Origin of the sequence: Azospirillum himalayense (assembly GCF_042657465.1) — a bacterium.
Classification (GTDB): Bacteria; Pseudomonadota; Alphaproteobacteria; order Azospirillales; family Azospirillaceae; genus Azospirillum; species Azospirillum himalayense.
On the sequence record NZ_JBHSLC010000107.1, the window covers coordinates 632 to 20,381 of the forward strand.

Here is a 19,750-nt window from a genome sequence, read left to right on the forward strand (position 1 = left end):
AGCATCTCTGCCGATCCCTTGCCGCCGTCGCGCTTCTCAGCGGCCCCGGCGTCGTGGGAGCCGGGTTATAGGCCGGTCGGACTAGCTCGGCAAGAAGTTTTTTCACCGCAAAGCGTTTTTCCTCGGCGGGGTCGGACGGCCGATGGTGGAGATCGACGACGCGGCGGCGACGACCAGCGGGGCGAAACGCTCCTCCGCCTCCTGCGGGGTGAAGCGCGAGCGCGAGACGGCGATGTTGATGGCGCCGATGGGCGTGCCCGCCGGACCGACGACGGCCGCCGCGATCGACAGGTCGCCATGGTAATATTCCTCGAAGGCGGTGGCGTAACCGAGATCGGCGGACCGCTCGATCTTCGCCAGCAGATCCTCCCGCTTCCAGGTGGTGTTCGGCGTGTAGGGGTGCAGGTCCATGCGGTCGATCAGGGCGACGACCTCCTCCATCGGCATCCGCGACAGCATCGCCACCCCCGGCGCCGTGCAATAGGCCGGCATCCGCATCCCGATGACGACGTCGGTGTTCAGCACATGGCGGCTCATGAAGCGCGACACGAAGACGATCTCCGTGTCGTCCAGCATGGTGAGATTGATCGTCTCCTCGGTGGTCTTGCTGAGATGCATCAGGTAGGGCATCGAGCGTTCGAGCAGCCCGTTGCCGCGCAGGTAATGATGGCCGAGGTCGAGCGTCTTGACCGTCAGCTCGAACCGCTTCGTTTCCGGGTCCTTGTGCAGGTAGCCCAGCTTTTCCAGCGTGTGGGTGAAGCGTTGCGCCGCGCTCTTGTCCAGACCGACGATCGAGGCGATCTGGGTCAGGCTCATCGTCGGTCGCGCCGCGTCGAACGCGTTCAGCACGCGGAACGCCTTCTCCACGGACATCACCATCAGGGGATCGCCGGCGCGCGCGGCGCCGCCCTCCTTCACCGAGGCGTCCGCAACGGCGGTTGCGGATTCCGTGTCTGACTGTCGGGAAGACGGACGGCGCGGAGCCATGGCGATCGGTCCTGTGGTTCGTGTGCGAGAGATACCGTTGACAGGTCTAGCAAAGCAAGCCAAGCTATTCAATACCAAGTATCGTATTGCAATACGACGCGCCGCCCCGAGGGGCGCCGGAACGTCCGCAAGGCGCGCGAAACGCCCCGCTTACAGGAGTGGTCCCGTGTTCAAATTCATCCTCACCGAGGTCCGCGGCCCGGTCGGCATCATCACGCTGAACCGCCCGGAGATCCTGAACGCCTGGAACGCCGCGATGCGCGACGAGCTGGTCGTCGCCTTCGAGCAGTTCGAGACCCAGGACGGCGTGCGCGCGATCATCCTCACCGGCGCCGGGGACCGCGCCTTCGGCGCCGGGCAGGATCTGAACGAGACCAAGACCTTCGACGCCGACCGCGCCGAGGAGTGGGTGGCGGAGTGGGAGCGCCTCTACCACCGCATGCGCACCCTGTCGAAGCCGCTGATCATCGCGCTGAACGGCGTCGCCGCCGGCTCCGCCTTCCAGGTCGCCCTACTCGGCGACTTCCGCATCGGCCACGCCGGGGTGCGCATGGGCCAGCCGGAGATCAACTCCGGCATCGCCAGCACCACCGGCCCGTGGATCATGAAGGAGATGATCGGTCTGGCCCGCACCATGGACCTGACCCTGTCCGGCCGGCTGATGGACGCCGAGGAGAGCCACCGCATCGGCCTGATCAACCGCATCGTCCCGCAGGACCGCGTGATGGCCGAATCGCTGGCCCTGGCCGAGGAGCTGGCCGCCAAGCCGCCGGTCGCCATGCGCCTGGACAAGCAGCGCTTCCGCGAAATGACCGAAGCCGGCTTCCGCGACGCGCTGGCCGCCGGCGTGCGCATCCAGCGCGAGGCCTACGCGTCCGGCGAACCGGCCCGGATGATGGAGGAGTTCCTCGCCAAGCGCGCCGCGAAGCGCGCGTAACGCAGACATCTGAGTCCAAGGGCGCAACGATCCGCCCACCCGCGCCGCCACGGCGGCGCTCAACCACCGGGGCAACAGAGACGCCCCGGCCGCACAGAACAGGGAGTTTCACATGAGCAAGACCTCCGGCTTCTCCATGGGCCGCCGCAGCCTGATGAAGGGAGCCGCCGGCGTCGCGCTGGGCGCCACCCTGCCCGCCGGGCTGCTCCGCCCGGCCTTCGCCGCCACGCAGCAGATCACCGTCGCCGATCCGGGCGGCCCCTACAGCCCGGCCTTCCGCAAGGCCTTCTACGACCCGTTCGAGAAGGCCACCGGCATCAAGGTGGTCAACGTCGCCCGCGAGGCGGAGCCGACCGCCCAGTTCAAGGCCATCGTCGAGACCAAGTCCTACACCTGGGACGTCTGCACCCTGACCCTGTCGGCCCGCGACATCCTGATGACGCAGAATCTGCTGGAGCCGCTGAACTTCACCGCGGCGGACGCGCCCGGCCTGATGCCGGAGTCGCTGACCAGCCATTGGATGGGCACCGACGTCTATTCGACCATCCTCGGCTACCGCGCCGACAAGTTCGCCTCCAACGCCCCGCAGAGCTGGGCCGATTTCTGGAACGTCGAGAAATTCCCGGGCCGCCGCTCGCTGCGCAAGAACCCCATCGACACGCTGGAGCAGGCGCTGCTCGCCGACGGCGTGCCGCTCGACAAGCTCTACCCGCTCGACGTCGACCGCGCCTTCAAGGCGCTCGACCGCATCAAGCCGCACGTCGCCGTGTGGTGGACCGGCGGCGCCCAGTCCAGCCAGCTCATCCAGAGCGGCGAGGTCGACATGATCGCCCTGTGGAACGCCCGCGCCCAGGCGGTGATCGACGGCGGCGCCCCGGTGAAGATCAACTGGAACCAGGGCCTCTACTCGATCGAGGGCTGGGGCATCCCGCGCGGCAACCCGCGCGCCGACGCCGCCCGCCAGTTCATCAAGTTCTGCGCCGATCCGTCCCGTCAGGCCGTCTTCACCGAGGTGCTGGCCTACGGCCCGACCAACCTCGACGCCTACAAGAGCATTCCGAAGGAGCGCGCCCCGGCGCTGCCGACCTTTGAGGACAACCTCAAGGTGATGACCATCGCCAAGGAGGATTGGTGGGGCGCCAACCGGTCGAAGATGAACGAGCGCTTCAACGCCTGGATCCTCGGCTAAGCCCGCCTGTCGGAAAGGAGACCCGCCGCCATGCTCTCACCGCTCGCACAGGCGCGGACTGCGCCGGTCCAGGCCGGAGCCGCCGCCACGCCGAAGCTGCTGGTCGACGGCCTGACCAAACGGTACGGCGCCATCACCGCGCTGGAACCCACCCGCCTGGAAGTCCCGGCGGGCGAGTTCCTGACGCTGCTCGGCCCGTCGGGGTCCGGCAAGACCACGCTTCTGCAGATGATCTGCGGGCTGGTGGAGCCCAGCGGCGGGCGCATCCTGATCGATGGGCAGGACGAGACCCGGACGCCCGTGCACAAGCGGGACATCGGCCTCGTCTTCCAGCATTACGCCCTGTTCCCCCACCTGACGGTGGCGGAGAACATCGGCTTTCCCTTGCGCATGCGCGGCGTCGCCCCGGCGGATCTGGCGCGGCGCGTGAAGGAGGCGCTGGAGATGGTCCATCTCGGCCATCTTGCCGGGCGCTTCCCCAAGGAGCTGTCCGGCGGGCAGCAGCAGCGCGTCGCCCTGGCGCGCTGCTTCGTCTACCAGCCCTCGGTCATCCTGATGGACGAGCCGCTGGGGGCGCTCGACAAGAAGCTGCGCGAGCACATGCAGTACGAGATCAAGCGCCTGCACCGCGAGACGGGCGCCACGATCATCTACGTCACCCATGACCAGGAGGAAGCCCTGGCCATGTCCGACCGCATCTGCCTGATGAACCACGCCCGCATCGAGCAGCTCGGCACCCCGCACGACATCTACGCCCGCCCGAAGACCGCCTTCGCCGCCGACTTCATCGGCGTGTCGAACATCTTCCGCGGCCAGGTCCGGCGCGACGGCAGCGGGGCGCCCATTCTGGTCACCGGCAACGGCAGCTTCCGCCTGTCGGCCGACACCCCGGACCGTCCGGACGGCACGCTGGTCGTCCGTCCCGAGCAGCTCGACATCGACGGCGACGGCGACAACGAGGTGCGCGGCGAGGTGGTCGACACGGTCTATGCCGGGTCCGAGACCCGCGTGCTGGTGTCGCTCGGCGGCGAGGAGACGATCACCGTCCGGCTGCGCCGCGGCACCGCCCCGCCGCGGCTGGGCGAGGTGGTCGCGGTGCGCTGGCGGGCCGACGCCGGGGTGCTGGTGTCATGAGCGCCGCCACTCTGCATCACGACGGAGCCTTCGCGGCGGCGCGGCGGCGGCTGCGCTTCGGCCCGCTGTGGCTGGCCGCCCCCGGCCTCGCCTTCCTGGCCATCTTCTTCCTGTTCCCGGTGCTGCGGCTGCTCGGCCTCAGCGTCCAGGACCTGGAGACCTCGGCCTGGACTGGCGACCACTACGCCCGCATCGTCGCCACGGACGTCTATTTCCGCGTCCTGATGAGCACCTTCCGCATCGCCGGGCTGACCGCCCTGCTGTCGCTCCTGTTCGGCTATCCGCTGGCCTACTGGCTGGCGCAGCTGCCGGAGCGGCAGCGCGGGCTGGCGATCCTGGCGGTGATGGTGCCCTTCTGGACCAGCTATCTGGTGAAGACCTTCGCCTGGATGGTCATCCTGGGGCGGACCGGCGTCATCAACCAGATCCTGTCCGGCACGGGGATGTCCCCCCTGCCGCTGCTGCACAACGAGTTCGGCGTGATGGCCGGCATGGTCCACGCCATGCTGCCGCTGGCCGTGCTGACCATGCTGCCGGTGATGACCACCATCGACCGCCGGCTGGTCCAGGCGGCGGAAACCCTGGGCGCGCCGCCGGCCAACGCCTTCTGGCTGGTCTATTTCCAGCTGTCTCTGCCCGGCGTGGCCGCGGCGGGGCTGCTGACCTTCATCTCCTCGCTGGGCTTCTTCATCGTGCCGGCGCTGCTCGGCGGCCCGCAGCAGACGATGCTGGCACAGCTCATCATCACCCAGATCCAGGAGATGCTGAACTGGGCCTTCGCCGGCGCGCTGGCGACCTTCATGCTGGTGGCGGCACTGGTCACCTGCTGGGTCTACGACCGGCTGTTCGGCCTGTCCTCCCTGTCGGGAGAAACCTCCGGGCGGGCCGGCGGCGGCCAAGGGCACCTGCGCAGCGCCGGGATGAAAATCCTGTCGGCGCTCGCCAAGGCGTCGTCGGCGCTGGGCGGACCGGTCGGGCGCGCGCTGGGGCCGAAGATGATGGACCGGCTGCTGCCGCTCTACTCCGCGGCGGTGATCGTCTTCCTGGTCGCCCCGGCGCTGGTCGTCGTTCCCATCGCCTTCACCACCTCCCCCTTCCTCGATTTCCCGCCGCCGGGCTACGGGCTGGAGTGGTTCCGCGTCTACTTCAACTCCGACCTGTGGGTGTCGGCGACGATCCGCTCCTTCGCGGTGGCCTTCGCCACGGCGATCCTGGCGACGCTGGTGGCCGGTCTGGCCGCGCTGGCGCTCGCCCGCTCCTCCTCGCGCTGGCGGGGGGCGATCTTCGCCTTCTTCCTGGCGCCGATGATCGTGCCGCGCATCGTCATCGCGGTCGGGCTGTTCTACCTGTTCGCCCAGATCGGGCTGGTCGCCACCGACCTCGGCCTCATCATCGGGCACACGGTGCTGGCCCTGCCCTTCGCCTTCGTCGCCATCTCCGCGGTGGTCAAGGGGCACGACTGGCGGCTGGACCAGGCGGCGGCGACGCTGGGGGCGAACCGCTTCCGGACGCTGATGCTGGTCACCGTTCCGCTGATCCGCGGTGGTCTGGTGGCAGCGTTCCTGTTCGCCTTCATCACCTCCTTCGACGAGCTGACCGTGGCGATCTTCGTCAGCGGCGGCGTCAAGACCACGCTTCCCAAGCAGATGTGGGACGACATGATCCTCCAGTTGAACCCGACGTTGGCCGCCGTGTCCGTCGTGGTCTTCGCGATCGTGATGGCCCTGCTGCTGATGGCGGAGTGGCTGCGCCGTCCGGCGCGGTGATCCGCAACCCCTTTCGGCCGTAACCAACCGACCAAACGCATTCGAGATACGCATCATGTCCGATTTCGAAGAAGGGTTCGTCCGCCTGTTCACGCAGGCGGCCCGGACCGGACGCGCCCGCCTGTTCGCCCGCTTCAACGGCGAGGCGCTGAGCTTCGCCACGCTCGACCGCCAGTCCGACGGCGTGGCGGCGGAGCTGCGGCGGCTGGGGCTGAAGCCCGGCGACCGCGTGGCGCTCATGCTGCGCAACAGCCCGCTGGTGCTCTCCACCCTGTTCGGCCTCGCCAAGGCGGGGCTGGTCTGGGTGCCGATCAACGCCCAGCAGCGCGGCGAAGGCCTGCGCTACATCCTGGAGCATTCGGACCCCGGCGCCATCATCGCCGAGGCCGAGTTCCTGCCGGTGATCGCCGAGACGGGTGCGGTGCCCGCCGGCACGCCGCTGATCGTCCAGGGCGACCCGGCGGCGGCGCTGCGGCTGGAATCCCTGCTGGAGTCCGACGCCGCCTTCGAGGAGGCGCCGCCCGCCCCCGACGACATCTTCGCCATCATGTACACCTCCGGCACCACCGGGCGGCCCAAGGGCGTGCTGGTGTCGCACCGCATGATGCGGCTGGCCGGCGAGGCGGTGGCCCGCGTCTCCGCCGCCCGCGACGGCGACGTGCTGTTCGTGTGGGAGCCGCTGTACCACATCGGCGGCGCCCAGATGATCGTCATGCCGCTGATCCGCAGCGTGTCGCTGGCCATGGTCGACCGCTTCAGCGCCAGCCGCTTCTGGGATCAGGTGCGGGAGTACGGGGCGACCCACATCCATTACCTGGGCGGCATCCTGCAAATCCTGCTCAAGCAGCCGGTCTCCCCGCGCGACCATGACCACCCCGTGCGCATCGCCTGGGGCGGCGGCTGCCCCAAGGAGACCTGGACGCCTTTCGAAGAGCGGTTCGGCGTGCAGATCCGCGAATGCTACGGCATGACCGAGGCGTCGAGCATCACCACCTGCAACGACGAGGGCGTGGTCGGCGCGGTCGGCCGCCCGATGCCGTGGTTCAGCGTGGAGCTGCTGGACGGCGCCGGCCAGCCGGTGCCGAAGGGCGAGCGGGGCGAGATCGTCGTCCGCACCGACCGCCCCGGCGCCATCTTCGCCGGCTATTTCCGCAACCCGGAGGCGACGGCCCGCGCGCTCAAGGACGGTGCCCTGCACACCGGCGACCTCGGCTCGCTCGACGACAGCGGGACGCTGCTGTTCCACGGCCGGATGACCGACAGCGTGCGCTGCAAGGGCGAGAACGTCTCGGCCTGGGAGGTCGAGCATGTCGCGGCCACCCACCCCTCCGTCGAGGACTGCGCCATCATCGGCGTCGCCGCCGACGTCGGCGAGCAGGACATCAAGCTGTTCGTGAAGCCGAAGGCCGGGGCGGCGCTGGACATCCCGTCGCTGTCCGGCTGGCTCGGAAAACAGCTCGCTCCCTATCAGAATCCGCGTTACATCGCGGTGGTCGAGGAGTTCGAGCGCACCCCCAGCCAGCGCATCATGAAGCACAAGCTGTCCCCGGCCTTAGACGGCTGCTGGGATCGGCTGGCCGGCTGACGACGCGTCTCACCTCCCCCCGCACGCCGCAAGGCTGCGGGGGAATTTTTTGGAACCGGCTCCCGGCGCCCCTGCCGCCCCACCGATCGAGCCTGCTTTACTGGAAAGCCCTGGACATGCCGCTGCACCGCTGGTTCTCGAACCGCAAGTTATTGCACAAGATTCTCGTTCCGGTTCTTGTTCTGCTGATCGTCATCGCCAGCCTCGTCTGGACCGCCCGGAGCGCGATCTCCGATCTGACAAGCTCCACCGCCCGCATCACCGAGCTGGTCGCCGACCGGCTCGGCGCGACCATCGCCGTCCAATCGGCGCTGGGTGACGCCATGGACACCGAGGCGAACGCCATCGTCGCCTCGTCCCGCGAAGCCATCGACGCCGCCAACGCGCAGCTCACGGCCAACATCGCCAAGGCCCTGTCCGCCATCGACACGCTGGCTGAGGCCTATGACGATCCGGCGGAGCGCGAGAGCATCCAGGCCATCAAGTCGATCGTCGGGGAGTATGAGCGGGTCGCCCAGACCACCGTGCAACTGGCCCGCGGCTTCGACACCGACGGCGCCATCCGCGTGTCCATCGACGTCGGCCGCCCCGTCCGGCAGAAGCTGACCGCCGCGCTGGGCGAGCGGGTGGAGCAGAGCATGGCCGAGACTCGGGAGGCCGAGCGGCGCGCCACCGCCCTGTCCCAGCAGGTCATGACGCGGCTCTACACGGTCGCGGGCGCCGGCCTGCTGTTCGCCTTCGGCCTGCTGGGGTCCATCCTGCTGTTCTTTGTCGTTCGTCCGCTGCACCGCCTGACGTCGGAGATGACCTCCATCGCCGCCGGCGACCTGACCGTCGCCATCCAGGGCACCGGGCGCACGGACGAGGTCGGCCTGCTCGCCCGCGCGCTGCAAGTCTTCAAGAACAACGGGCTGGAGATGCGGCGGCTGCAGGAGGAGAGCGACGCGCAGAAGCGCCGGATGGAGGCCGACCGCCGGTCCGCCATGCTGGCGCTGGCCGACCAGTTCGACGCCAACGTGCAGGGCGTGGTCCAGGCCGTCTCGCAGGCCGCCCGCCAGCTTCAGAGCAACGCGCAGACGATGACCGGCGCCGCCGAGACGACGACGGAACAGGCCTCCTCGGTCGCCGCCGCGACGGAGCAGGCGTCGGCCAACGTCGCGACGGTCGCCGCGGCGTCGGAGCAGCTCGGCAGCTCCATCGGGGAGATCGGCCGCCAGGTGAACGGCGCCGCGACGGTCGCCCGCGACGCCGTGGCCGAAGGGGAACGGACCAACGCGCTGGTCGAGCGGCTGGCCAGCGCCGCCCAGAAGATCGGCGACGTCGTCAACCTGATCCAGAACATCGCCAGCCAGACCAATCTGCTGGCGTTGAACGCAACCATCGAGGCGGCGCGCGCGGGCGAGGCCGGCAAGGGCTTCGCCGTGGTGGCGGGCGAGGTCAAGGCGCTGGCCACCCAGACCTCCCAGGCGACCGAGGAGATTGCCAGCCAGATCACCGAGATCCAGGCGATCACCGAAGGCACCGTGACGGCCATCCGCAACATCGCCCGGACCATCGCCGACGTGGACGCCATCGCCGGCGCCATCGCCGCCGCCGTGGAGGAGCAGACCGCCGCCACGCACGAGATCGGCCGCAACATCCAGCAGGCGGCCCAGGGCACCCGGCTGGTGTCGGGCAACATCGGCGGCGTCAGCCAGTCGGCCACCGACGTGCGCGAGGCCGCCGCCGAGGTGCTGGATGCGGCGAACAGCCTGTCCCGCGACTCCGACCTGCTGCGCGACGAGATCCACGGCTTCATCGCCCGCGTCCGCGCCGGCTGATACCTCTGCACGAGCGTGACCCCCGCGTGACCATTGTCGCATCACGCGGGGGTGGCGCCCCCAACGGCCAAATTCGTGGTAGCATGACGCTCCACAGTCGGAAGCCTTTGGAACCCCATGCCGAGCCTGTCCAGCGGCCTCAACGCCCTCATCGCCACGGTCCTGCGCAGCCACCCGTCGCTGCGGGTGCTGCCGGTGTCCCGCTACACCCGGGATCAGGCCGCCGCCTACGCCGCCGTCAACGGGCGGGCCATCGCCCACGCCGTCGACGAGCGGGGGCGGCAATCGCTCCTGGTCGCCCTGACCGGGCTGGATTACGTCAGCGTCTGCGACCTCGACCACGACCTGACGGTCCCCGCCGAACAGCCGGTGTCGCTGATCGTGCCCGAGCTGCGCGGCGGGCTGCTCGCCCGCTTCACCCCGCGGACCGCCGGGGACGTGTGCCGGATCGTCGAGGCCGTCTGCCCCTGATCCGGTGAGACAGCTCTCGCGTCAAGCCCCCTCCCAGCCCTCCCCCGCTGCGCGGGGGAGGGCATCGCAACCTCAGACCGGCTGCATGCTGCCCGTCTGCTGGTAGCGCTGGTGCCAGGAGAAGGCCTCCTCCAGCAGATGCGGCGTGTGGCCGCCGCGCTGGAGCGCCCGGTGGTGATAGTCCAGCGCCAGCTCGCGGTAGCTGGGATGGACGCAGTTGCGGATGATCGTCTCGGCCCGCTCTCGCGGCGCGAGGCCGCGCAGGTCGGCCAGACCGGTTTCGGTCACCAGGACATCCACGTCATGCTCGTTGTGGTCGGTGTGGGTGACCATCGGCACGACGCTGGAGATCCGGCCGTCCTTGGCCAGCGACTTGGTGACGAAGATGGCGAGATGGGCGTTGCGCGCGAAGTCGCCGGAGCCGCCGATGCCGTTCATCATTTGCGTGCCGTTGACGTGGGTCGAGTTCACGTTGCCGTAGATGTCGCACTCCAGCGCCGTGTTGATGCCGATCACGCCCAGCCGGCGGATGACCTCCGGGTGGTTGGAGATTTCCTGCGGGCGCAGCAGCAGCCGTCCTTTGTAGCTGCCGATCTTCGGCAGAACCTCCGCGTATTTCCCGGCGCTCAGCGTGATGGAGGAGCCAGAGGCGAAGGTCAGCTTGCCGGCGTCGAACAGGTCGAAGGTGCTGTCCTGCAGGACCTCGCTGTACATGGTCAGGTCGTGGAAGGGGCTGTCGATCATGCCGTGCAGCACGGCGTTGGCGATGGTCCCGATTCCGGCCTGGAGCGGGTTCAAAGAGCGGCCCAGCCGGCCCTGCCGCACCTCGCGGTCGAGGAACTCGATCAGATGGCCGGCGATGTCACGGGTCTCGCCGTCCGGCGGCAGGATGGTGGCGCTGCTGTCCTGCTTGCGGGTCACCACGATCGCCGCGATCTTCGACGGGTCGATGGGGATGCAGGGCAGGCCGGCGCGGCTCTCCGCCGTCACCACCGGGATCGGCTCGCGGAAGGGGCGGCGCGTCGGGATGTAGACGTCGTGCATCCCCTCCAGGTCGAGCGGCTGGGTCAGGTTCAGCTCGACGATGATCTTCTCCGCCAGGATGGCGAAGGTCGCGGAGTTGCCGATGGAGGTGGTGGGGACGATCCCGCCCGTTTCGGTGATCGCGCAGGCCTCGATCACCGCCACGTCCACCGGCCCCATCTGGCGGGAGCGCAGAAGCTCGACCGTCTCCGACAGGTGCTGGTCGACGAACATCACCTCGCCGCGGTTGATCGCCTTGCGCAGCACCGGGTCGGCCTGGAACGGCAGGCGGCGGGCCAGAACCCCGGCCTCCGTCAGAATCCGGTCCACATCGTTGCCGAGCGAGGCGCCGGTCATCAGCGTGACCTTCAGCCGTTCCGTGGCGGCGCGTTCGGCCAGCGCCAGCGGAACCGCCTTGGCGTCCCCGGCGCGGGTGAAGCCGCTCATGCCGATGGTCATGCCGTCGCGGATCAGCAGGGCCGCCTCTTCCGGCGTCACCACCTTCCCCCACAGGGACTTCAGGCGAATACGGTCGCGGTACATGGTTATCCTTTGCACATTCTCGGGCGGGCGTTCGGCGGACGATTCACTCGTTTTATCGTTGAGGTCCGTCATAGGCCCCGCTTTCGCAGCGCTGCAATTGCCGGTCGGTCATATCAGGGTGTCCTAATGGGCATGAATGGCCGCCTTGCGCCGTCGCCCCTCAAACGCCCGGTTGTGCCCCGGCACCGCCCTGGGGCATATGGATGGGTCTTCCGCCGTGACCCTTGTCCGGCCAACGCGAAAGCCTGCCAGGGAGTCTCCGCCGATGCGTTTCTCGTCCCTCACCGACCGCATCCGCGGCGACCGCGTCGCCGCCTGGGACATCCATTTCGCCGCCTGGACCGCCAAGGGGCGCGGCGAGGACGTGATCGTGCTGAGCGTCGGCGACCCGGATTTCGACACGCCAGCCCCGGTGCGCGACGCTGCCATCGCCGCCTTGCACGCCGGCGACACCCACTACACCCCGATTCCCGGCCGTCCGGAACTGCGCGCCGCGCTGGCCCGCGACGTCGGCCGGCGCACCGGCCTGCCGGTCGAGCCGGAGAACGTCATCGTCTGCGCCGGGGCGCAGAACGGCCTGTTCAACGCCACCCTCTGCCTCGTCGAGGCGGGGGACGAGGTGCTGGTGCCGGAGCCGATGTACCTGACCTACGAGGCCTGCGTCCGCGCGGCGGGCGCCACGCTGGTCCCGGTGGCCCCGGACGCCGCCACGTTGCGGCTGGACCCGGCGGCGCTGGCCGCCGCGGTCACCCCGCGCACCCGCGCCATCTTCTTGGCGACCCCCGCCAACCCCACCGGCATCGTCATGTCGCCAGAGGAATTGGAGGCGGTGGCCGACCTCGCCCGCCGCCACGATCTGTGGGTGGTCGCCGACGAGGTCTACGCCAGCCTGACCTTCGACCGAACCCACGTCAGCATCGCCACCCTGCCCGGCATGGCGGAGCGCACGGTGACCATCAACAGCCTGTCCAAGTCGCACGCCATGACCGGCTGGCGCGCCGGCTGGGTGGTCGCCCCGGCGCCGCTGGTCGCCCATATGGGCACGCTGGCGCTGTGCATGCTCTACGGCCTGCCGGGCTTCGTGCAGCAGGCGGCGCTGGTCGCCGTCGAACAGGGCGACGAGGCGGTGGCGGCGATGCGCGAGGGCTACCGCCGCCGCCGCGACATCGCGCTGGAAGCGCTCGGCTCCGTTCCCGGCCTGCGCTGCCTGAAGCCGGAGGCCGGCATGTTCATGCTGGTGGACGTGCGCGGCACCGGCCTGCCGACCATGGAGTTCGCGTGGCGGCTGTTCCGCGAGACGGGCGTGTCGGTGCTGGACGCCGGCGCCTTCGGCCCGGCGGCGGCGGGCTGCGTCCGCCTGTCCTTCGCGGTCGGCGAGGCGGAGCTTGCGGAGGCCTGCCGCCGCATCGCCGCCTTCGTGACGGGGTTGCAGCCGGCGGCGTGAGTCAAGCCCGCCGCGCTCACCCGCGCGGCAGGTAACCGAGCTGGTGCGAGATCGCGTCCGCCGTCTCCACCACCTTGGCCCGCAGATGGTCGAGCGTGGCGGGCTGGTCCATCACGGCGCTGGGGCCGGACAGGTTGATGGCGGCGATGACCTCGCCCCGGTGGTCGCGGATGGCCGCCGCGATGGCAACGATCCCCGACACGAAGGAGGAGCGGTTCATCGTCCAGCCGCGCTTGCGGTCCTCCGCCACCTCCTGGATCAGCGAGGTCAGCGTGACCGCCGTGGTGTCGCTGTAGCGGTCCAGCCGCACGCCGGTGTAGAGCTGCGCGATGGCCTCGTCACTAAGGCCGCTCAGCAGCATCCGCCCCATCGCGGTGGCGTGGGCCGGCAGGCGGTAGCCGACCGCGATGTTGCTGGACAGCGTCATGTGCGAGTGCGCGCGGTAGACGTAGACGATCTCCGTCCCGTCGCGCACCGCCATGTGGGCGGAGATCTGCGTGCTGTCGCGCAGCCCGTCGATGTAGGGGATCGCCACCTCGATTCCGTCCAGCCCAGACAGGTAATGGTAGCCGAGCTGCATCGACCGCGGCGCCAAGCGGTAGGACTTACCGTCCCCCGCCCGCCCGATGTAGCCGAGATGCTCCAGCGTGAAGACCAGCCGGTAGGCCGAGGCCCGCCCGATCCCCAGCGCCTTGGCGATGTCGGTCAGGGACAGGGTCCGGCGCTGCGGCGTGAACAGCTCCAGGATGGCCAGCCCGCGCTGCAGCGCCGGGGCGATGTAGGTGTTCGGATCGGTCTCGCTCATGTGTCCCGGCGCAACCCCTCGATGGCGCGCCGGTAGGCGGCCCGGATGGCGTCCTCCCGGACATGGCGGCCCTCGCGCACCACGGTCCGCCCCGCCGCGACCACGTCGCGCACGGCGTGCCCGTCGCTGGCGAAGACATAGGCGTCCAGGAGGCTGTCGTCGGTCCGACAAAGCAGTTTCGGGTTGTCGGCGTCAAGCACCACGAGGTCGGCGGGCTGGCCCACCCGGATGCCGCCGCGGGTCACCGGCTGGCCCAGCGCCTGCGCGCCGCCGGCCACCGCCGCCCGGTAGAGGCCGCCGCCGATGGACGGTCCGTCCCCGGCGCGCAGCACGTTGCGCCGCCGCTGGACCAGCCGCTGGCCGTATTCCAGGACGCGCAGCTCCTCCGCCGCGGACACGCTGATGTGGCTGTCCGAGCCGACGCCGAACCGCCCGCCCTGCGCCAGGAAAGGAATCGCCGGAAACAGACCGTCGCCCAGATTGGCTTCGGTCGTCGGGCAGAGGCCGGCCACCGCGCCGCTCGCCGCCAGTCCGTCGACCTCCACCGGGGTCAGGTGCGTGGCGTGGACGAGGCACCAGCGCGGCCCGACCGGCGCGTTCTTCAGAAGCCATTCCACCGGGCGCTTGCCGCTCCAGGCGACGCAATCGTCCACCTCCGCCGTCTGCTCGGCGATGTGGATGTGAATGGGCGCGCCGGGGTCAAGCGAATCGAGGCCGACCAGCGCGTCGCGCATCTCCTCCGGCGTCACCGCGCGCAACGAATGCAGGGCGAGGCCGACGCGGCGACCCGCCCGCTCCGCGCCCATCGCCTTCTGCATGGCGGAGACGATGGACAGCAACCCGTCCACGTCGTTGATGAAGCGCTTCTGCCCGTCGGACGGCGGCTTGCCGCCGAACCCGCTGTGGGCGTAGAGCACCGGCAGATGGGTCAGCCCGATCCCCGCCGTGTCGGCGGCGGCCAGGATGCGGCGCGACATCTCCGCCCGGTCGGCGTAGGGGCGGCCATCGGCATCGTGGTGCAGGTAGTGGAACTCCGCGACCGCCGTGTAGCCCTGCTTCGCCATCTCCATATAGAGCAGCGCCGCGACGGCCTCCGCCGCCTCGGGCGTCATGCGGCGGACGAAGCCGTACATGGCGTCGCGCCACGTCCAGAAGCTGTCTTCCGACGGGCCGGCGTGCTCGGTCAGCCCGGCCATGGCGCGCTGGAAGGCGTGGCTGTGCAGGTTGGGCATGCCGGGGATGACCGGACCGGCGGCCTGCGGGAGGCCGTCCGCGGAGGCGTCGCGCTCCACCGCCGCCAGCGTGCCCCGCGCGTCGAAGCGCAGCGCCACGTTCGAGGCCCAGCCCTCGGGCAGCAGCGCCCGCTCGCAGAACAGTCCGCTCATGCCGTCCCCCGTCGCGCTGTCCATCACCGCCTCCGTCACGCCCGGTTCTCCGCCCAATCGGCCATGGCCCCGATGAAGCGCCGCAGATGCGGGCGAATCCGCGCGGCGCGCGCCTCGTCGAAGGCGAAGGGCGTCTCCTCCTCCATGTAGGTCACCTGCGCCATTTCGAGCTGCACGGCGTGCCAGCCCTCGGCCGGGCGCCCGAAATGGCGGGTGATATGACCGCCCTTGAAGCGCCCGTTGAGGACGTGGGTGAAGCCGTCGACCCCGGCGTCCGCGCCGACCGCGACCAGCCGGTCGCTCAGCGTGGGGTCGGCGCTGCGCCCGTCGTTGGTGCCGATGTTCAGGTCGGGCAGCCGCCCTTCGAACAGCCGCGGCACGACGGAGCGGATCGAATGGGCGTCGAACAGGACCGCCCGCCCGAACCGGTCGCGCAGCCGGGTCATCTCCGCGGTGATGGCGTCGTGGTAGGGCGCCCAGTAGCGGGTGACCCGCTCCGCCACCTCCGCCGCGTCCGGTTCGGCGCCCGGCCGGTACAGCGGCGCCCCGTCGAACAGGGTGGTCGGGCACAGGCCCGTGGTGGCGCCGCTGTAGAGCGGCGTGTCGTTGCTGGGGCGGTTCAGGTCGACGACGTAGCGCGAGAAATGCGCCTGGATCACCCCGACTCCAAGCTCCTCCAGGAAGTCGTAGAGCCGCGGCAGGTGCCAGTCGGTGTCGGGCAGGCCCTGCGCCTCCGGCACCAGCCGGCCGATGAATCCATCCGGCAGCGCCGTGCCGACATGGGGCAGGCTGACCAGCACCGGACGGCGCGCGGCGCGAAACCCGAAGACGTCCATATCCTCTCTCCCCTGCGACATCTGTTTTGTCAGCAAAACTTTTTGCATCCCTGTTGTGGCGCCCATGGCCGTCGCGGCGATCGCGGCGCGCAACCGCATCAGCGGCGTTGCCATAAGGCGTCCGTCATGCTCCAGTATGACAAACGGCGTTGACGCGGCTGTTTTCCCTGGGCAACATATGTTTTATAGGCAAAACACGGCGCTGCCAAGCCGGTCGCTGCGCCGGGGGTCTCCCCGGCTTTCGAACCCGGCGCCGCGGGCGCAACGAACAGGGAAATTCCAAGCCATGAAGTCCTTCGGTAAGTTTCTCGCCGCCGCCTCCTTTGCCGCCGCCGCGGTCGTCACCATGGTTGGCGCCGGGTCCGTCCCGGCCCGCGCCGAGGACGCGGTGATCGCCTCGATCAAGCAGAACGGCACCTTCCGCGTCGGCGTGGACGCCACCTTCGCGCCTTTCGAATTCTCGCAGGACGGCAAGAAGACCGGCTTCGACATCGAGCTGGTCGAGGCCATCGCCAAGGAGCTGGGCGCCACCAAGGGCGTCGAGTGGGTGGACATCGACTTCAAGGGACTGATCCCCGGCCTGATGGCCAACCGCTTCGACATGATCGCCTCGGCCATGTACATCACCGAGGAGCGACGCAAGGTCGTCGCCTTCTCCGACACCTACTATCCGGGCGGCCTCGTCATCATGGTCAAGGCGAACAACGCCGCCGTGAAGGGTCCGGCCGACCTCGAAGGCAAGACCGCCGCCGTGCAGATCGGCACCAAGTCGGTCGTCCATCTGAAGGAACATTTCCCGAAGACGAAGATCGTCGAGGTCGAGACCAACGCCGAGATGTTCGGGCAGGTCGAGACCGGCCGCACCGACGTCGCGGTGACCGGCAAGCCCGCCGCCAAGCTCTACGCCCAGACCCATCCGACCGTGAAGGTGCTGGACGAGCAGCTCACCACCGAGGACTACGGCTTCGCCATGCGCAAGGAGAACACCGAGCTGGTCACCAAGGTGAACGCCGCCATCGCCAAGCTGAAGGCCGACGGCACCTACCAGAAGCTCGTCGACAAGTGGTTCGAAGCCAAGAAGTGATCGCTCTTTTTGTGAACGGAGGACCCCTCCCGTGACGCTCGACTTCGCCCCCGTCTGGGGAGGGTTGCCGGAGCTGCTGAAGGGCACCGTGGTCACCATCGAGGTGACCGCGGCGGCCTTCCTGCTCAGCGCCGTGCTCGGCCTGCTCGTCGGCATCATCCGGCTCAACCCGGCGCGGCGCGTGCTGTACGGCATCGCGTCGGCCTACGTCGCCTTCATCCGCGGCACGCCGCTGCTGGTGCAGCTCTTCCTGCTGTTCTTCGGCCTGCCGCAGTTCGGCATCCTGCTGCCGGCGTGGCTGTGCGGCGTGATCGGGCTCGGCATCTACAGCGGTTCCTACGTGTCGGAGGTGGTGCGCGGCGCCATCCAGTCGATCGACCGCGGCCAGATGGAGGCCGCCCGTTCGCTCGGCATGTCCTACCGCGAGGCGATGTGGGAGGTGGTGCTGCCGCAGGCCTTCCGCCGCATGCTGCCGCCGCTGGGCAACGAGACCATCGCGTTGATCAAGAACTCGGCTCTGGTGTCGCTGCTGACCATCGACGACGTGATGCGCGAGGGCCAGCGGATCATCTCCACCAGCTTCCGTGCGCTGGAGGTCTACATCGCGGTGGCGCTGATCTATTTCGTGCTGACCAACGCGGCCACCTGGATCCTGCGCCAGATCGAGAAGCGCATGACCGTGGAAAGAGGGTAAGCCGGTGATTGAGATCCGCAACGTCTACAAGAGCTTCGGCAGCACCGAGGTGCTGAAGGACGTCAGCCTGACCGTACAGCCGTCGCGCACCACCGTGGTCATCGGCCCGTCCGGTTCGGGCAAGAGCACGCTGCTGCGCTGCTGCAACTGCCTGGAGACCGCCGACCGCGGCGAGATCCGCATCAACCACCGCACCATCATCGCCGACGGCAAGCCGCTGCCCGACAAGGAGCTGAACGCGCTGCGCGCCGAGACCGGCATGGTCTTCCAGTCCTTCAACCTGTTCCCGCACATGACCACGGTGGAGAACGTCATGCGCGCCCCCGTCGTGGTGCGCGGCATGGCCAAGGCCGAGGCTCGGGAGCTGGCCATGGGGCTGCTGCGCAAGGTGGGGCTGGACGACAAGGCCGACGTCTACCCGTCCACCCTGTCGGGCGGGCAGAAGCAGCGCGCCGCCATCGCCCGCGCGCTCGCCATGAAGCCCAAGGTGATGCTGTTCGACGAGCCGACCTCCGCGCTCGACCCCGAACTCGTCGGCGAGGTGCTCCAGGTCATGAAGACGCTGGCCGAGGAAGGCATGACCATGATGGTGGTGACCCACGAGATGGGCTTCGCCCGCGAGGTCGCCGACACCGTCGTCGTCATGGCCGACGGGCGCATCGTCGAGTCCGGTTCGCCGGAGCAGATCTTCACCAACCCGACCCAGGAGCGCACCCGCGGCTTCCTGCGCGCGCTGGTGGACGGCCATCTGGCCGGCGCCCGCCCGCAGCCGGCGGCGGACGACCCGCTGGACGCCCTGCCCGGCAACCACTGACCTTCCCGCGATCTTGCCCCACACCCAACGGGCGCCCGCCTCGCCGCTTCTGGTGCTGGCCGCGCTGATCCTCGGCGTCTGCGTCATCCAGGTCGCCAACGGCATCCTGCAAATCCTGCTGCCGCTCCGCCTCGCCGAGGCGGCGGCCCCGCCGCTGGTCGTCGGGGCGGTGGCCTCGGCCTATTCGGTCGGCTTCGTGCTGGGCTGCTGGGCGGCACCCTGGATGATCCGCCGGGTGGGCGGGGTGTGGTCCTTCGCCGCCTTCGGGTTGCTCGCCGCCGCCGCCACGCTGCTGCTGAACCTGCTGCCCGACGCGTGGGCCTGGGTGGGGCTGCGGGTGCTGATGGGGGTGTCCTATGTCGGGATGCTCACCGTTGCGGAAAGCGGGCTGGCCACCCTGTCGCCGCCGGGATCGCGGGGCAGCGTCTTCTCCCTCTACATGATCGCCTGCAAGGTGGCGGTGATCGGCGGCCAGATGCTGCTCGCCAGCCCGAACCTGTCGGCCTTGTGGCTGACCGTGCTGGCGGCGGGCTGCTACGGCCTGTCGCTGGTGCCGGTGGCGGCGGTCCGCGCGCCGGCCAGCGCCGCGCCGAAGGGACCGGCGCCTTCGCCCTGGCAGTATGTTCGGCGGGCGCCGGTGGCCTTCGCCGGCTGCCTGATGGTCGGCCTGTGCAACACCGCGGTCACCGGCATCGGCCCGGCCTGGCTCGCCGGGCTGGCCCTGCCCGCCGCCGGGGTCGCGCTGATCATGTCGGGCATCCAGGTGGGCAGCGTGGTGCTGCAATGGCCGATCGGCCGCGTCTCCGACCGCCATGACCGGCGGCTGGTGATCTTCGCGGTGTCCGCGGTGGCGACGGTCGCCGCCTTCCTGATCGCCGCCTTCGCCAACCCGCCCGGCGGGGCGGCGCCGCAGACCGTCCTGCTCGGCCTGTTCACCCTGTGGGGCAGCGCGGCCCTGTCGCTCTACGCGATCTGCGTGGCCCATGCCAACGACCATGTGACGGTGGAGGAGACGGTCCCGCTGGCCAGCGCGCTCCTGCTCGCCTGGGCGCTGGGCGCCGCCCTCGGCCCGCTGCTGGCGACGGCGGCCATGGAATGGTTCGGGCATGACGCGCTGTTCGTCTATGTCGGGGTGGTGTCGGGCGGGCTGACCCTGTTCGCCGGCCTGCGCCGTCTCATCAGCGGCCCCTTCCGCTCGGAGCCGTAAGGCTTGGCCGCGGGCGGCCCGGCGGG

Annotated in this window: 17 protein-coding genes; 12 read left to right on the forward strand and 5 right to left on the reverse strand. The window is 69.7% G+C overall.

Going from position 1 to position 19,750, the window contains the following annotated elements; translation table 11 throughout:
• Positions 1-102: 102 nt before the first annotated feature.
• Positions 103-987, reverse strand: coding sequence for an IclR family transcriptional regulator (locus ACFPMG_RS28095; RefSeq protein WP_376998490.1), 885 nt, complete (start codon positions 985-987; stop codon positions 103-105).
• A gap of 166 nt (positions 988-1,153) precedes the next feature.
• Between ACFPMG_RS28095 and ACFPMG_RS28100 the strand changes: the two genes are divergently transcribed.
• From ACFPMG_RS28100 to ACFPMG_RS28130, 7 genes are all read left to right on the forward strand, one after another.
• Positions 1,154-1,924 carry an enoyl-CoA hydratase/isomerase family protein gene (locus tag ACFPMG_RS28100; RefSeq protein WP_145674237.1) on the forward strand — a complete coding sequence of 257 codons (771 nt, stop codon included), beginning with the start codon at positions 1,154-1,156 and terminating at the stop codon, positions 1,922-1,924.
• Between the two features lie 112 nt (positions 1,925-2,036).
• Positions 2,037-3,113: a polyamine ABC transporter substrate-binding protein gene (locus ACFPMG_RS28105; protein ID WP_376998491.1), complete on the forward strand. Its 1,077-nt coding sequence runs from the start codon at positions 2,037-2,039 to the stop codon at positions 3,111-3,113.
• Between the two features lie 30 nt (positions 3,114-3,143).
• On the forward strand, positions 3,144-4,247 hold the full coding sequence (locus tag ACFPMG_RS28110) for an ABC transporter ATP-binding protein (protein ID WP_376998492.1): 1,104 nt from the start codon (positions 3,144-3,146) through the stop codon (positions 4,245-4,247).
• Positions 4,244-6,013 carry an ABC transporter permease subunit gene (locus ACFPMG_RS28115; protein WP_376998493.1) on the forward strand — a complete coding sequence of 590 codons (1,770 nt, stop codon included), beginning with the start codon at positions 4,244-4,246 and terminating at the stop codon, positions 6,011-6,013. Before ACFPMG_RS28110 ends, ACFPMG_RS28115 begins: the two co-directional genes overlap by 4 nt.
• Before the next feature lie 55 nt (positions 6,014-6,068).
• Positions 6,069-7,598, forward strand: coding sequence for an AMP-binding protein (locus ACFPMG_RS28120; RefSeq protein ID WP_376998494.1), 1,530 nt, complete (start codon positions 6,069-6,071; stop codon positions 7,596-7,598).
• A 116-nt stretch (positions 7,599-7,714) separates the two neighbouring features.
• The gene (locus ACFPMG_RS28125; protein WP_376998495.1) at positions 7,715-9,418 is read left to right on the forward strand and encodes a methyl-accepting chemotaxis protein; all 1,704 of its coding nucleotides are present in this window, start codon (positions 7,715-7,717) and stop codon (positions 9,416-9,418) included.
• A gap of 117 nt (positions 9,419-9,535) precedes the next feature.
• The gene (locus tag ACFPMG_RS28130) at positions 9,536-9,889 is read left to right on the forward strand and encodes a hypothetical protein (protein WP_376998496.1); all 354 of its coding nucleotides are present in this window, start codon (positions 9,536-9,538) and stop codon (positions 9,887-9,889) included.
• 72 nt (positions 9,890-9,961) lie between these two features.
• On the opposite strand, the gene ACFPMG_RS28135 is transcribed toward ACFPMG_RS28130, so the two are convergent.
• A complete protein-coding gene (locus ACFPMG_RS28135) occupies positions 9,962-11,455 on the reverse strand; it encodes an acetyl-CoA hydrolase/transferase family protein (RefSeq protein ID WP_376998497.1) in 1,494 nt (497 codons plus the stop codon).
• Positions 11,456-11,720: 265 nt separating this feature from the next.
• On the opposite strand from ACFPMG_RS28135, the gene ACFPMG_RS28140 reads away from it, so the two are divergent.
• Complete coding sequence (locus ACFPMG_RS28140; protein WP_376998498.1) at positions 11,721-12,899, forward strand: pyridoxal phosphate-dependent aminotransferase; 1,179 nt, start codon at positions 11,721-11,723, stop codon at positions 12,897-12,899.
• A 16-nt stretch (positions 12,900-12,915) separates the two neighbouring features.
• Here ACFPMG_RS28140 and ACFPMG_RS28145 read toward each other — a convergent pair whose 3' ends face one another.
• The 3 genes from ACFPMG_RS28145 to hutG are packed head-to-tail and all read right to left on the reverse strand — an operon-like array spanning position 12,916 to position 15,925.
• Complete coding sequence (locus ACFPMG_RS28145; protein WP_149469707.1) at positions 12,916-13,704, reverse strand: IclR family transcriptional regulator; 789 nt, start codon at positions 13,702-13,704, stop codon at positions 12,916-12,918.
• Entirely contained in the window at positions 13,701-15,113 is a 1,413-nt protein-coding gene (locus ACFPMG_RS28150) for a formimidoylglutamate deiminase (protein WP_376998499.1), read from the reverse strand. The genes ACFPMG_RS28145 and ACFPMG_RS28150 overlap by 4 nt, the downstream gene beginning before the upstream one ends.
• A gap of 11 nt (positions 15,114-15,124) precedes the next feature.
• Positions 15,125-15,925, reverse strand: a complete 801-nt coding sequence (gene hutG / locus ACFPMG_RS28155; protein ID WP_376998500.1) for an N-formylglutamate deformylase — start codon at positions 15,923-15,925, stop codon at positions 15,125-15,127.
• A 286-nt stretch (positions 15,926-16,211) separates the two neighbouring features.
• On the opposite strand from hutG, the gene ACFPMG_RS28160 reads away from it, so the two are divergent.
• The 4 genes from ACFPMG_RS28160 to ACFPMG_RS28175 are packed head-to-tail and all read left to right on the forward strand — an operon-like array spanning position 16,212 to position 19,724.
• A complete protein-coding gene (locus tag ACFPMG_RS28160; RefSeq protein ID WP_376998501.1) occupies positions 16,212-17,009 on the forward strand; it encodes a transporter substrate-binding domain-containing protein in 798 nt (265 codons plus the stop codon).
• A 31-nt stretch (positions 17,010-17,040) separates the two neighbouring features.
• Entirely contained in the window at positions 17,041-17,703 is a 663-nt protein-coding gene (locus ACFPMG_RS28165) for an amino acid ABC transporter permease (RefSeq protein ID WP_035679436.1), read from the forward strand.
• 4 nt (positions 17,704-17,707) lie between these two features.
• The gene (locus ACFPMG_RS28170; RefSeq protein WP_376998502.1) at positions 17,708-18,517 is read left to right on the forward strand and encodes an amino acid ABC transporter ATP-binding protein; all 810 of its coding nucleotides are present in this window, start codon (positions 17,708-17,710) and stop codon (positions 18,515-18,517) included.
• Positions 18,518-18,530: 13 nt separating this feature from the next.
• The gene (locus ACFPMG_RS28175) at positions 18,531-19,724 is read left to right on the forward strand and encodes an MFS transporter (protein WP_376998503.1); all 1,194 of its coding nucleotides are present in this window, start codon (positions 18,531-18,533) and stop codon (positions 19,722-19,724) included.
• Positions 19,725-19,750 lie beyond the last annotated feature (26 nt).

Coding starts and splice junctions, on each gene's coding strand:
- ACFPMG_RS28095 (WP_376998490.1), bottom strand. CDS start 987: ATGGCTCCGCGCCGTCCGTCTTCCCGACAGTCAGACACGGAATCCGCA.
- ACFPMG_RS28110 (WP_376998492.1), top strand. CDS start 3,144: ATGCTCTCACCGCTCGCACAGGCGCGGACTGCGCCGGTCCAGGCCGGA.
- ACFPMG_RS28125 (WP_376998495.1), top strand. CDS start 7,715: ATGCCGCTGCACCGCTGGTTCTCGAACCGCAAGTTATTGCACAAGATT.
- hutG (WP_376998500.1), bottom strand. CDS start 15,925: ATGGACGTCTTCGGGTTTCGCGCCGCGCGCCGTCCGGTGCTGGTCAGC.
- ACFPMG_RS28145 (WP_149469707.1), bottom strand. CDS start 13,704: ATGAGCGAGACCGATCCGAACACCTACATCGCCCCGGCGCTGCAGCGC.
- ACFPMG_RS28115 (WP_376998493.1), top strand. CDS start 4,244: ATGAGCGCCGCCACTCTGCATCACGACGGAGCCTTCGCGGCGGCGCGG.
- ACFPMG_RS28150 (WP_376998499.1), bottom strand. CDS start 15,113: ATGGACAGCGCGACGGGGGACGGCATGAGCGGACTGTTCTGCGAGCGG.
- ACFPMG_RS28105 (WP_376998491.1), top strand. CDS start 2,037: ATGAGCAAGACCTCCGGCTTCTCCATGGGCCGCCGCAGCCTGATGAAG.
- ACFPMG_RS28140 (WP_376998498.1), top strand. CDS start 11,721: ATGCGTTTCTCGTCCCTCACCGACCGCATCCGCGGCGACCGCGTCGCC.
- ACFPMG_RS28130 (WP_376998496.1), top strand. CDS start 9,536: ATGCCGAGCCTGTCCAGCGGCCTCAACGCCCTCATCGCCACGGTCCTG.
- ACFPMG_RS28160 (WP_376998501.1), top strand. CDS start 16,212: ATGAAGTCCTTCGGTAAGTTTCTCGCCGCCGCCTCCTTTGCCGCCGCC.
- ACFPMG_RS28135 (WP_376998497.1), bottom strand. CDS start 11,455: ATGTACCGCGACCGTATTCGCCTGAAGTCCCTGTGGGGGAAGGTGGTG.
- ACFPMG_RS28120 (WP_376998494.1), top strand. CDS start 6,069: ATGTCCGATTTCGAAGAAGGGTTCGTCCGCCTGTTCACGCAGGCGGCC.